At 60.9% G+C, this 14,096-nt stretch carries 5 protein-coding genes and 1 pseudogene; 1 reads left to right on the top strand and 5 read right to left on the bottom strand.

Annotation, left to right across the window (positions count from 1 at the left end; translation table 11 throughout):
- Nucleotides 1-21: 21 nt before the first annotated feature.
- Nucleotides 22-609, bottom strand: a complete 588-nt coding sequence (locus tag IWY39_RS01910) for a hypothetical protein (RefSeq protein WP_107125580.1) — start codon at nt 607-609, stop codon at nt 22-24.
- Nucleotides 610-821: 212 nt separating this feature from the next.
- On the opposite strand from IWY39_RS01910, the gene IWY39_RS01905 reads away from it, so the two are divergent.
- On the top strand, nt 822-4,550 hold the full coding sequence (locus IWY39_RS01905) for a hypothetical protein (RefSeq protein WP_181316798.1): 3,729 nt from the start codon (nt 822-824) through the stop codon (nt 4,548-4,550).
- 41 nt (nt 4,551-4,591) lie between these two features.
- Here the strand turns inward: IWY39_RS01905 and IWY39_RS01900 are convergent, their stop codons facing one another.
- The 4 genes and pseudogenes from IWY39_RS01900 to IWY39_RS01885 form a co-directional block, all read right to left on the bottom strand.
- On the bottom strand, nt 4,592-5,296 hold the full coding sequence (locus IWY39_RS01900; RefSeq protein ID WP_107125579.1) for a hypothetical protein: 705 nt from the start codon (nt 5,294-5,296) through the stop codon (nt 4,592-4,594).
- Nucleotides 5,253-11,564: a hypothetical protein gene (locus tag IWY39_RS01895; RefSeq protein ID WP_107125578.1), complete on the bottom strand. Its 6,312-nt coding sequence runs from the start codon at nt 11,562-11,564 to the stop codon at nt 5,253-5,255. The genes IWY39_RS01900 and IWY39_RS01895 overlap by 44 nt, the downstream gene beginning before the upstream one ends.
- A 534-nt stretch (nt 11,565-12,098) precedes the next feature.
- Entirely contained in the window at nt 12,099-13,130 is a 1,032-nt protein-coding gene (locus IWY39_RS01890; RefSeq protein ID WP_107125577.1) for an IS110 family transposase, read from the bottom strand.
- 93 nt (nt 13,131-13,223) lie between these two features.
- Nucleotides 13,224-13,981: pseudogene (locus IWY39_RS01885) on the bottom strand (IS5 family transposase).
- Nucleotides 13,982-14,096: the final 115 nt, after the last annotated feature.

Genomic DNA, 14,096 nt, shown 5'->3' with positions numbered 1-14,096 from the left:
AACTCCCTTTCCGGTTGCTCACTACGATCGGAGTCTCTGCAATGCGCCATCTAGAGATGCGGCTTCCGTTATACGCAGGACTTCCTTCTCATAGGCATCGAACAGCGCCGTCCGAATTCCATGCGCTTTTGCGGCGATCAAGTAGGTTATTCCATCCTTGCCAGTCTCAGCGCGCGCAACGCTTTCAATTGCCAGTCGAGCAAGCACCTCAGCGGTGACCGTGGTAATGTTCGAACGAAGATCAGCGTAGAGAGTCTCAACGCCATAAAAGTGTGGTAGGATTTTTACGCGCACCCTGTTCGTTTGATCTGGCTTTGGCTCTTTGTATGCCTTTCCTGAGCCTACTTGATGGATTTCCCGCCGATAGAGAATGTCCATCGCCTCTTCAGTCGAGGCATCCACCAGGATAATACGTCCGCGAACCTTCGCACCGCCGTTCTCAACGGGAATCAACGTCGGAGCGCCGCCACGACTGTCGCTGGACCTTGCGAACTCAATCGGGAAAGGAGTTTCAACGTCATCGATAGTTCCGACCTGGCGCGCGGCAATCTCTTCGCCCGGGTCAGAAAGGAGCGAGCCGTAAGCAAGGATACCTACTGGATTAGCCATGCCCGTCACCCGTCCTAGTCCCGGAGTTACAGATGGACTGTATTCTTTGATTTAGCCAATCACAAACATCCTATGAATGACTGACACGCAAAGATATCTAATCTGGGTTTGCCTAAAATGCCATCAGGCGCCAAATATCGGACATCAGATCAGGCCGTCGTTGTCACCGTTTGGCACGCCACGCCCGGTTCGCGTGGATAGCGGTGCAACTGATGATGCTCGAAGCAATGATGGCGGCAAATGATGCCATGGCGATAGGACCGATTGAGACGCGGCTTGCCAAGCTGGCGTCGCGCTTGGAAAAATTCAACAAAGCCAACACCCTAGGCTTATTGAGCGGGCTTCTCACGGATCCCAATCTGCATGCTAACACGGTCAGATTGGAAGTTTTGCTCCACCTCGTTGCGCTGCGATCGAACGGAAGATTGAAGCCGACCGCCGCGCAAATGCGCGAATGGTTGAACGAAATTCTTCGAGGAGATTCCGTCGGACGTCAGGAAGACCCGCCGGAAGATGTATTCATCGCCAATATCGTGTCAGGCGATGGCAATTCATTGCTGTTTGAGGGCATCTGGGAAGCCAACGCTGGCTATGTGCAAGCCGTGCTCTATGCGGTCACGGGATGTGTCAGGAATGGCCATAAGTGGGCCGATCATTGCCTTAGGCAATCATATGCACTTCTGCGGTTGAGCACCGCGATCGCGAAACGGAGTGGGTTGAGCAGGTACACGAACGGAGGCGGAGAGCGCTTCAATCGAATCCAGTTCCCTGCACGTCATATCGAGGCGCTTGCTGGTCGAGTACGCTTCAGCACAGCCGATCTCGCAGATATCGGAGTGCAGCCCTTTGATCTGAATCCATTCATTTTCGACCCAGCGCATAGTTCAAGGTTACGAGATGAAGCGATAAGCTGGAACTCGCTTGAAGCTCGCCCGGTCGTAAAGGATGGCGACGATTATGTCGTTGTGCTTCCGACGGCGATCGGTGCGGCGGTACGCCGTCGGGCAATGGAAATGGCGCTTAGGAATGGCGCTGGCGCTGCTTTTCAAGAGCATATGACGGATTACCAGTTCGGCAATAACGTCATGAGCGCGAGGATCGGATTGGATCTGGAGCATATAGATGGTCCGAATGCCGATGAGGACTCAGACTGCATCGAGATGACGTGCCGCTTTGACATTGGCGCGTACGCCCATCTGATCTTCGTCCAGGACCAGGTCGACGCGATTGTTGCTGATGGTTTCCGATCGATCAATGATGTGTCGACTGAAGTGCGCCGTCTGGCTGCGGCTGGAGTGGCGGCGATAGAAGGGCGGCCGGACTTTCGGATGGGCATGACGATAGTCGTGTTTGGCGGCCTCGGCCGCGGCTTCTTAGCTGATCCGGGTCGATTGCCTCCAAAATGGAAGTTCGTAGCTTTCGGTTGTGAGGATTTTGAGCTGTTTGGCGAGGATTCGAACACCTCAGCGCTTCAGATGTATCGCCTGCTCGATCAGGAGCAGCAGATGCTGGCCAGCCGAACGGGTATCTTCAACCCCAACGGTTTCTTGAATCTTTATGGCTTCGCGAAGAGCAATGATTTCGAGCTCCTGCCTGAGGACGCGACGCCAGGCCGCACCACGATAAATCTCGGCACCGACTATCTGACATCGGTCAGGACTGGGGTCCGACAATCTCTCGATCATCATGGTGCTCGTGTTTCAACGCGAAACAGTTATGTCGAGGTCCGAAGAGCATCGACAGAGATGTACTTCGCTGATTTGGCAGCGGAGCCTTTGTATGTGAGCGTTGCTGACGCCGCGGAGAGTCGGCCAGCAGCGGCAATCGAAATCGATCATCGAACGTGGTGGATTACGGTCGCTGATCCCCAACCAGACTCAGTTAGCTCGTTGTCTTTTCGCGTCTGGGACATGGCCAAGAATTGGACGGTCATGATCGCACCACGTGTTGCTGCGGTTGCCGAGGACCTTCCGATCTTTATCGGCATAGAGTTGGTTTTTCCGGAAGGCATCGATCTTACGCCCGCTCTCATTGAGGAGGGACAGGAATTGGTGCGTCCGTCGGTGAGCGTGGATGGCGCTACCATCCGAATCGATTGCCCGCTCGACTACCTCCGCGCTTTTGGACGTCCGGATAACATTGGTGATAGATGGATGATTGAGGCCATATCAGAGGGCGCCTTGCTGCTGGCTGGTTGTTCGGGCGGCACCTTAGCCGAGGAGATCGCCTCCTCGATTTTGGTAGATACGATATCCAGGCACCTCCATGTTTTCACGCCCAGAACAGCTGCAGATTTCATTCTGGCAACTGCGGACCTCCCCCGCGGGCGAATGCTGCAGCCCGAGGTTCGAGCATGGGTCGACATCGGTCTTGCTCAACGCAGTGGGGTACCAGCAGGAACAGCCGGGATCATCGCTGACAAGAAGGCAGCTCGTGAACTTCTAGGCAAAGCTGTCGAGACGCTTTGGGGCGAGATCCGGGAGCGGTTAGAGCTGCTGGATCGAGCCTCAATCGTCGAGAAATGCATCGACAATCACAACGCAATCGATCGAGACCGAGCCACGTGGCGTCACACCGCGGCGGCGGTCCTTCGCCTTCATCAGCGCGACGAAGCAATGCGCGTTGCGGTGAAACTTGAGAGCGATCGAGCGCAGGTCGCTCTGTGCTGTCGGGTCGCCGTTGAAATGGCGGTATGCGCTTCGCCTGAGACTGGTGGACGAGAATGCTCGCTGGACGACTTTGATTACGTCGTGGCAATGATTGCGCTTCTATGCGGAGTGGCGTCTCGCAGCGACGAGATTCACCATGGCTTCTCCGAACGGGTCGAAGTGAAGCCCAGTGGGGTTTTGCGCTTCGAGGACGAGTTTGCCAATCGCGTCCATGAACCCTTCATGGTTGCGCTTTCGACCGACCAATTCGACGCGGCGGCTGAGGGATACGACACCTTCTATGACGTCCCGGAGCTGATCGACGACGCTGAATATGAGCGTCAAAGCAATCCTGAATTTGATGCTGCGTTCGTCGCTGAGTATGGAGTGACGCCCATACGAATGGTCGATTTCGTGTCCAGCCTTGGCGAGCGAGCCGTGGCCAGCGGAAATGGCAAGGTGACTGTCCGGCGCTCCGAACTCAAATCGGATCTTGTAGCTCTGGACGGCGTCGATGCGTTAGCAGCAGAGGCTTTGCTTGATGCTTGGTGCCTTGTGCCCCGAACTAGATGGGATGATCCCAAGCCTGATGGAGCCAGTGCTAAGGATTGGTTTCCTTGGCGCTTCGCGCGCCGTCTCAGCCTACTTTCCCGACCAATAGTTCAGCTGACGACCGAGGATGATCCTCTATGCATGGTATCCCCTATAATCGCTCAGCATGGAGTGGATTATGCGCTCAGAGCCTACAATGCTCGGCTCTCTGATTCATATTTCCGGTCGAAGGAGATGCGCTCATGGGTAGGCGGTGCAATCGACCGTCTTGGGCATGCCTTCAATCACAAGGTTGCTGACCAACTGAAGGAACTCGGTCTCCAGGCTGAAGCAGAGTTCCTCATGACGCGCCTTGGCGGCGTGGCGAAGGACGGCGATGTTGATACGTTGGCTTGGAATTCAACGACTGGGGATGTGTTTATTATCGAATGTAAGCGGCTTCTTGCGGACAAGACGGTCGGTGAGATTGCGGAGCGCCTGGTGGAATTTGGTCCCGATCACATCGAACGGAATGGGAAGCGTGGGCCGACGCGCCGGCATTTGGATCGCGTCGAGATCTTGCGCGGCAAGCTGCCACAGTTGGCGATCGCTACCGGCATTTCGCAAGGGGCGATTAAACTGAGATCGTGCCTGGTGACTTCGGCACTAGTGCCCATGCAGTTTCAGCGCGAAGCTGCAGTATATTTCGATATCGTGTCCGACTTCGACGCCCTCCAAGACAACTTTGTTTGCGTGAGCTAACTCTAAAGGGTGTACGCCAACGCTGGGCAGTGTGGACTCAATCATAATGTCGATCCCGGAGAACTGATCTCGGCCTCCGCGCGAGCCAACCGATCAGCCAAGTCGGCACGAATCTCCCTGGCACAGTCAAGAAACTGATCCAGCTCATCAAGACGAGACCGTAGCGGCCGCGTTACAAGGTCGGAGGCGTTCTGGCACTTCGGGTCAATCCTCTCCCTCGCACGCACCAACCGGACTATCAGTGCCACGTCCGGTGCGTCGAGCTTCGCTTCCGTGGCGAGCCGCACCCATTCCTGAGCCTTGTCGGGTGCGGCGTCAACGGCGAGCGCGATCAGGTGACCGATGACTGCGCGCGCGGTTGTATCGAAGCGACGCGCCTTCTCAAGATAGTCCGGCTTTCGCGCCGCAAGGACGCCCGGCACGTCGAAGTCGTCGAAATCCTCGAATTGCAGGATGGCGCGATGGTAGAATGGTCGCTCCACGTCTGGATCCAATGCCGCGAGCGTGTCGATGACGCCTTCGAAGGGTTCAAAGGGTCGACGTCCCTCGGGCAGGCAATTGCGATGCCTCCAAACATCAAGGACGGCCGCGCGGCAGCGTTCCTCGCATTCGACCTTCCGCTCCGCCGGTGCCTTGCGCGCCGCCGTGATCAGGCTGGCTAGGTGATGCGCCATCCAGCGCCCCAGGATGTCGTTTGATTGCTCAAGATCGAGCTCTCGAACGAGCGCCTCGCCGAGTTCGAGCACCGACTGGTGGGAACTCGGGTTGGCGTCCCGGGCGGAGGACGACATATCTCGTGGCGTTGATGGCATCCATCTTCTCCTTCTCCGAGTATCGACTATGCCGGGTCTCGACCCGGTCCATGCGGAGCCTGATCTCCAGCAACAGGTGCGTGCCGGTAACCTTCATCAGCCGGTCCAGCGCACCTCTGGTGGCCAGAAGCCGCTGACCTCGGTCGTGGACGAGGTCGCGATCGCCTTCCTCGCCGTCGCTCCAGACCTCAGCGCGCAGCTTCATCGAACCACGGGAATCGTGCCAGAAGCGATCCATGGGATCACCGGTCGCGCCGATAGCGGTGAGCACCGACGAGCCCGGTGCGGGTATCCTCGCCCTAAGCCCCGCAGCCCAGGGATCGTAGCGATCGAGGTGCCTTTCACTCTCATCGTCCCGCATCACGCCGCGCAGCGTCCAGTCGTCGCGGTTGATCTCGCCCTCGTCGCCCTCCGAGGTCGGCAGCCTGTAGTCGTCATGATTCGTAGCGCTCTGGAGCGCCCGGGCAAGATCTCCGGAACGATCCGCCGACACCAGGACACTGATGACATCGACGCGTTGCTGGATAAATCCCCGGTGGGTCTCCCAGTCGGCGGAGGCGACGATCCTGCCCCCTGGCGGCATGATGAGGCGCTCCAGATCGGCAGCGCCTAGCCGGTCCGAAGGCCCTTGCATTGGCAGCTCCAGCCAGAGACCCGCCGGCTTGTCGTCCCGCCGGTCCGAAAGCCATCGGTCGCCGCGCAGGCTGAGGCGATGCCGGTTGAGCCATTCGTCGAACCGGTCGGATACTCCCTCCCGCATCTCTAGCGGTTGAACGTCGAGGAGCTGCCCTGCGACAATCATCAGTGCGTGCGCGGACTGGTAGAATTTGAGGTCGTCGACTTTCGGCCAGTAGCTGGAGAGACGGAGGTAGTGGTCGTTATCGAACTGCCGCCGCATCATCCGGACGTCCCGCTCGTGATGTCCTGTCTCCTCCGGTCCGAACAGCTGGCCGATGACCCCGGCCACAGCCTTCTCGACGACGTCATTGGAAAGGCCGAAGACATCCGCGAGCGACGCGGCCCAATATTGGTCGAAGTCGTGGGCGAGGCGGAAACCTTGGTTATCTGCGCTGGAGCGTATCCTAGCTCTCGACCGGCCCACCACGCGCTCGATCCCAGGTAGCTTCGACTGATTGATGGTGGTGAGCTCATCCTGCCGGACGGCGTCGAGATCCGCGAGGCCTCGCGCGTGCAGTGACAGGAGCGTCCGTGCCGCGAACTCGCGGATGAGGACATGTGATTCGGAGCGTCGACCTACCACCTCTAGAAGTGGAAGGAACCGCGCCACCGATCCCGCATGGTCGTGCGCCGCACGTGAGAGGGCTATCACGAGCCACAGTCGGGCATTCAACGTATAGAAGTGTAGCTGCGGAGCTGCGAAGGCTCCGCCGCCTCCTGCGTCCGCAAGATCGGCCAACGCTTCGAGCACGGCCCCACGACCGAGAGCGCAAAGTGCCCGAACCGCGTGGGCGGCCTCCCACCTGCGCTCGGCCCACGGCGATGCGAGCGCCGCCCAGACCAACCCCGCGATCGCCTCGGGGACGGTCGGCGGAGGCTTGAGCTCTGCCCTCCATGGTCCGTCGTCGCCGTCGAGCAGCAACGGCTCGAGCAGTCCGAGGCCGTAGCCAAGAGCCTCGGCGGCCTCAGCGGGGGTGATCATCGTCGATAGCAGCCCTGCGAGATCGAACAGATCCTCGTGCCGAACGGGAAGCGCCGTGTCCCCCATCGCGGTGACCGCCGTCTTGACCACCTCTTCCCGGGAAAGGTCGAACTTGCCGATCAGGTCGAATGGAAACGGCTGGTAGCTCCGGCTCGTGGTGATCCTCGTGCATTCGCGACGAGCCAGGTTTAGCAGCAGGTTCCTCGTGGCGCGCTTCACGGCCAGACTGCCGAGCCAGTCGTCGGGCATGCTCTTGAGGAGATACTCGCCATCAAGGATTCCGAGGGTGTCGGTCGCGTCGATGGCCTTGAGGAAGTCGGCCTCCTGTCCGATCTGAACTCTCGAAATGGCCTCGGCGTAGAACTCGTCATGGGCCCATGGCGGCTCGCTAGAGCGGTATCGCGCCAGCGCATCCGCAACGCCGCCGGGGACATTCAAATGAACGTCGCGGAAGATCGCGTCCCAGTCCGCTCTCTGCCTTTTCAGCTTCCAGTCGCGTTTCCGACGCGACGGTCGCCTGCTCGTCTGCTCACGCGCAACGCGAGCGACGCACCTAGCGAGCTCTGCGGCGTCGCTGGAATCCACGCCGAACTGATCGAGGAGCCGACCCACCCGCAGCCAGTCCTCGGCATCGTGGTGGCGGTGACGTGCGTATCGGATGAAGTGCGTGGCGATGGCGTCGCGCTCGCCAGCATCCGAGGACGCCTCGAGCGCACGCTTTAGCATGACGATGCCGGTCCAACGCCCCTCAAAGGGCAGCAACGCGATGGCGTCGCGCGGGTCGATCGCCTTCCTGGCGACTAATGCGGCGGCCAGCCAACCGAGCGTCTCCTCCCGGTCGGCGAACTTGCGGTCGATCCAGCGACTTGCGATCGTCGGAGCCGAAGAGGGCGACAACGCCGCCATGCTCTCGAGCGCATAGTCCCACGAGAAACTCGTGCTGTAGGCGACGACGAGTTCCGCCACCCGCGAGAAGCGGTAGGCGAGCTCGGGCCGGTCGACCGTGTCGGCACCCGTCGCCTCTGCCAGATTGGCGAGCGCCTGCCAGCGCGAGAGGTTTTCCTCTCCGATCTTGCCGGAGACCTCGATCGCCTGCTCAAAGAATTCGGCAGCCTCCGTCGGGCTAACGAGGAGGACGACCCGGCACGCATCCACGTAGACGTCGGCTATGCCGCTCGCGTCCTCGCGCTCTGCCGCCATGATGGCGTAGGCTGCCCTGGCGAGATCGAGACAGGTCTTGGCGCAGTCTGCGGTGCGCCCGGCCCGACGCGCGATGGCGATGAGCGTCGGTATGAACAGCGGCTTCGTGAGACCTTGCCGCCATTCCTCGAACCGCTCCAATTGCGGTCTCGGGTCCGGGGCGCCGAGGGCCACCCCGGACCAGAGCATCGCGATCTCGTCCTGGATCGGGCGATCCTCGTTGTAGGTCCTCGGGCCGGCGGTCGTGGACGCAGCCTTCGCCGCTTCGATCCGGGCATTGATGTCACGGGGCGCGATCCCGCCCAACCGTGCCTCCGCCGCGAGCTGGTGCCACGGAAGCAGGCCGCCAACCTGCTCGGTGAATTCCGCCGTCTCGCCGGAATGCGTGTAACGGGAGCGTCGCCGCCGAGCGGAGTTGCCTAGCTTCTCCTGCACCGGTTTCGGCTCGCGGGGTCTGAGCCGATCCAACGTCATCGTCTCGTTGCGCAGCGCGGCCCGGATGCACTGCGCCGCCATGTAGATGCCGCGCCGATTCAGATACGATGCTGATCGTCCTCCGAGCATGGAGGTCCTCATCGTCGGGATGTAGCGTGTGAGGGTGCGCACAAGCAGACGCTTCGGCGCCACCCGCATCCGGGCGGCGGCGACCACGACGTCGGTCACCGCGGCGAGCACGACCATCTCGCCATCGATGCCCGACGGCTCCCTGATCCGCACGTGGCGGCTGGTCACGAGACGCGTCATCCGCTCGACCGCGGGCTTCGGCGGAAGGCGTCCGACCGATGCGAGCTTCGACGTGATGGCAAGCAGCAGGCCGAGATCGTTGCCGGCTGCGATCGCGAGGCCGCCGATCAGGTCAAAGTCCCCGGAATCTATAAGCCGGGCCACGAGGATGCTTCCCGCTTCGTAGGACCGCTCACGCCTCTTCCAGCGCCTCAGATACTTCGCGCAGCTCTCAGCGCCGTCGAGCCGGATCACGGCCAACGCCATTTCCGCAGCATCAGCCTTGGTGACATTGCCGCGTTTCGAACCAGCGGTGGGCGGGCGCGTAGCCCAGTGCATCAACCACTCGTCAGCAACGCGCAGCCTGCTGCGCGCCTCACCGGCGAGATCGGGGGAACCAGAAAGGAAAGCGGCCTCGTATGCGTGCTCGGATCCGACCCAATCGCCTCCTGTGATTAGCCGGCGCGAGACCTGCTCGATCATCTGATCCGGCTCAAGGAAGCGCGCGCCGAGATCGGTGTTCGCCGAGATCAGCTTCTGCTGCCGGACGTCGGCGGCGGTCTCACCGCCAGCCTTGAGCCCGAGCATGGTCGCCTCGAGATAACGCTTGTCCCTGATCGCCGCCTTGAGCGCGAACTGTAGGCGCTGAAGGGCAACGTCCCTTCGCGCCATGGCCGGTTCCAGCGGCAACGCATCGTCCGAGAGCGCCAGCTTCACCAGCTCCTCGAAGCGGCCAGCCTCAAGGAGCAATTGCGGTATCCCGGCTGCGACATAAGCGCTCTCGCCTGCCAGAGGCATGAGGCGCTCGATGAACACATTCAACTCCGCGCCGGTTGGCTTGAAGACATCGCGGAACCAGGTCTCGGTCGGCTCGTCCCGGAACTGTATCGCGTCCTCGCGCACGACGAGGGGACGTTGGAGATCGTGGGCGAGGCTGCGCACCAACTCGATCTGCACCGCCGCCACGTTCGCCACGACCCTCAGCGGCACGAAGGGTCTGAGGGTCGCCAATGCGGAGCAGACGGCTCTCACCTGATCATGGTCGGCCGTCGGCGTGTCGGCGAGCACCCGATTGATCGCGGATTGCAGCAGGTCGCCGATCAAGGTCTCCACAGTGCGCGGCTCACCTGCGAGGCTAAGGAGCACGTCGTGAAGCGAGCCCCCTTGTGCCAGGGCGGTGGCTTGGACGCGGGGGTTCCTGGACGTCTGGCGATGGAACTCTATCGCGTCCTGATCGGTAGCGTCCGAAAAGAAGCCGCGCAGGTGCTTTGCTGATTCCGCCTCGTTGAATGGTTCGAGCGGCATGGGCTCGATCGATCTGGGCGGGTCGAGCTTGGAAACCCGGTGCGGTCTTGCGGTTAGGACCACCCGGACATTGGACGGCCAGTTCGTCTCGCGCAGCAGCAATCGAGGGAAGCTCGGCGGATCGTGTATCTCCCTGGCCGCCATCTCTGCGTTGTCGGCGGCATCGATTACCAGGCACAGCACCGCGTCCGGGGCGCTCTGGCGGAGCGTGGCCGCGGCCGACTCCACCCTCGCCATGAATGCCCGCACATATGCGGGCGGATCGGCCTTACTGGTCGGGATCAGCGGATTGCAGAGGGAGAGCCCCGCCAGTTCGTTGGCGAGCTGGACAAGGCCGTCACGGCAGCGGTGGCGGTATTCGCTCGCACCGCGGTAGGAGCCGTTCCCGAAGCAGTCGTAGACCAAAGTCTGGCTACCCTCGGGAAGCAGATCACCGAGCTGGGTCGACAGCACCGTCTTTCCGACGCCGGCATCCGCGCTGACTATGCTTACACATCCCCCGGTGACGATGCGGGCGGCGAGATCTTCCAGCTGCCGTCGCCGGACGATGCGGTCCGGCGCCTCTATGCGCGGTGGTGCCGGGTAGAGATCCCGCATGTCGACGCCGAGAGACTTTAGGACGTCGAGGCGCGTGATCTCGGGACGATGCTCGAACTTCGTTGTCGCTCGCTGCGCCACGAGGTCCTTCATTTGGAGCGGAGCGTCGCGATCTGCCTCCGGGAGATAGCCCGACACGTCGTCGTGAAGCAGACTTTCTTGCGCCGCCAGATGCTCCACCCGGCCCGTAAGGGTCAGCAGCCTAGCGAATGTGGGCGCGACTTCCTCCGGCAGGCGCGTCGCGTGCGCAGCCGCCCGCGCCAGAGGCGTGGCCTCACCCGACCGAAGCTGTTCGAGCCCCGAGACAAGCGAATCGGCGAAGGGCCTGTTCGTGACGAACTCAAAGGCGAACCGCGCGGCGACGTCTTCCGCTCCATACCTCCCGACGAGCTGCAAGTATCGCCTGCCGAAGTTTTGCAGCGTGTCGGTCAAGTCGCTGGCGACCCACTCCATCTCCATGCGAAGTGTCGAATGCTTGAGCTGAATGTATCGGACCTCGGTCGCCTTCGACGGATCAACGTCGCCGCGATACTCGGCAACGTCGATCGAGGAGATGCCCTCCTCGAACTGATCGCCATCCTGAACGGCCGGGCCTTCGATCGATATAGCAACGAGTTGAGCGTCAGGCGCAAGGAGACCGAGACACCGCCGTGCTGCCCAATAGTAGTGAAACTGATCGCCGTCGCGGCTTGCCCTGACCGGGTTTGCTGTCGCCATCAGTAAGGTCTAGCCGACCATGGTCGAATTGCGCCACCACATATGGTGAGGTTGACCTATCCCTTGTGAAAGCCGACAACTATCGGGGTGGAACTTCAAGCGCTTCATCCAAGGTTGGGTGCAGAAGCTAGCTTGCCCGCCACCAGGAGCTTGAGGATCCTGTAAGAGTCTGAAGGAGCGCACAAAAGCCCACAAGATTTGGAGCAGATTTGTGGGTGTGTTCGGTTATTGAAAGGTGACGACAAGTTTCACTAGGCTCAGGACTTCTGTGGTTGCCGCCCGTGGTGCAAGAGGGTTTCTGACCTTTTGAGCTGGTGATCGAGTGCGGTCTTCTGTCAGGCCTAGATTGCGGCGCTTTCAAATGGCCGCTGGCCGGTATGGTGATCCGCGGATCAGGTCCAAATCTCATTGGCGAGCTTTATCACTCAGAGTCCTGAACTGGTTTTCCTGATCCAGATCTGTTCGATCATTCTGCCCATTCGGGTCGTCGCCTTCTCACACCCCTTTCGTCCAGCCTGTCTGGGAAGCCTGATATCAGGCAGCCATGACCGGCATCGGATTCTTGTAGTCCTCGTTCTTTGTCAGCATGGCCCAGATCTGACGCGCCATCTTGTTGGCCAGTGCGATGGCTACCAGCATGCGCGGCTTACGGGCCATCATGCGCGCCAACCATGAGCTTTCCGGGATCGCCTTGCGTCCCATCCAGTTCAATCGCGACATGGCACCAATGATCAGCATCTGCCGGATGTCGGCCTGGCCGGCCTTGGTGACCCGCCCGAGCCGTTCCTTGCCACCTGATGAAAACTGTCGCGGTACCAATCCAAGCCAGGCGGCAAAGTCGCGTCCATTGTTAAAGCTCGTCATGTCAGGCGCAAAGGTCTCCACTGCCATCGCCACCAGCGGGCCGATGCCGGGCATGGTCTGCAATCGCTTCGATACTGGCGTGGCGGCTGCGAGTTCCTTGATCCTTGCGGTCTTCGCATCAATCCAGCCGTTGAGTACAGCAAGCTGCTCGAGCATCGCGAGGCACTCCTCGCACATCAATGCCGGTAGGTCGCTGTTGGGCGCCTCCAGGATCGCGCGGATGCGACCGACGTGCCGGATGCCTTGAGGGATAACGTGCCCGAACTCATACAAAGCTGCCCGCAAGGCGTTCACCGTCTCGGTCCGCTGACGCACAAGGCGCTGGCGTGATCGATACAGGATCGCAGCGCTCTGCTGAGCCTCGCTCTTGGGTTCAACAAAGCGCATCTCGGGCCGCTGGGCCGCCACCACAATCGCCTCGGCATCGGCTGCGTCGTTCTTCTGGCGCTTCACAAATGGGCGCACGTAGCGAGGCGCGATCAGCCTGACTTCGTGACCAAATGCGCTCAGCACACGCGCCCAGTAATGAGCGCTACCGCAAGCCTCCAATACGACCGCGGCGGCTGGCTGTTGGACCATGAACGTGGAAAAAGCTTGCCGCGACAGCTTGCGTTGAAACCGCATCTCGCCATTCATCGACGCCCCGTGAACCTGGAAAACAGACTTTGCCAGATCCACACCAATCATCGTATTGATACTCATGGTTGCCGTCCTTTCCGTTCGTAGCTTGAACCAAAACTACGCTGGCACATCTTGATGCCGTCAGGGAGGGCGGCAACCACCCCATCTCATTGGTCATAGCCAGAAGATGACGGTAGCTGCGAGGGCGACGGCGGAGAAGAAAACCGTTGGACACCGGTCGTAGCGGGTGGCGACGCGGCGCCAGTCCTTCAGGCGCCCGAACATGATCTCGATGCGGCTGCGGCGCCTCTACCGGCGCTTGTCGTACCTGATGGGCTCGAGCCGAGATTTACGACCTGGAATGCAAGGTTCGATGCCCTTGGCTTGCAGGGCATCTCTGAACCAGTCGGCGTCGTAGCCGCGATCGCCGAGCAGCCACTGCGCCTTCGGCAGATCGTCCAGCAGCGCCGCTGCGCCGGTGTAATCGCTGACCTGCCCAGCGGTCATGAAGAAGCTGAGCGGGCGACCGTTTGCATCGGCGACAGCATGAAGCTTCGTGTTCATGCCGCCTTTGGTGCGGCCGATCAGGCGCCCGAGATCCCCTTTTTTACCCGCAGGCTCGATGCCGTGCGGTGCGACTTCAGGTAGGTCGCGTCGATCATGACGGTCTTCGGCTCGGCACCAGCGGCAGCCAGCCCCTCCATCATGCGAACGAAAACGCCCATCTCGCCCCAGCGCTTCCAGCGATTATAGAGCGTCTTGTGCGGACCATAGTCCTTCGGCGCATCGCGCCATCGCAGCCCGTTGCGATTGACGAAGACGATGCCGCTTAGCACCCGTCGATCATCAACCCGCGGCTTGCCGTGGCTCTTGGGGAAATACGGCCGCAGCCGCGCCATCTGCTCATCCGTCAGCCAGTACAGGTCGCTCATGCCCAGTCTCCTCCCGGAGCATGAATCAGATCGCGCCTCTCACATCAATGGGTCCTGACCCTAGAACAGTCATCCATGGCCCCTCTGCCTTATGGTGTGTGTTGTGGAGCTAAAG

It is taken from the genome of Sphingobium sp. JAI105 (assembly GCF_015752145.1).
Lineage (GTDB): Bacteria > Pseudomonadota > Alphaproteobacteria > Sphingomonadales > Sphingomonadaceae > Sphingobium > Sphingobium xenophagum.
This window is presented reverse-complemented; position numbering and strand designations above follow the sequence as displayed.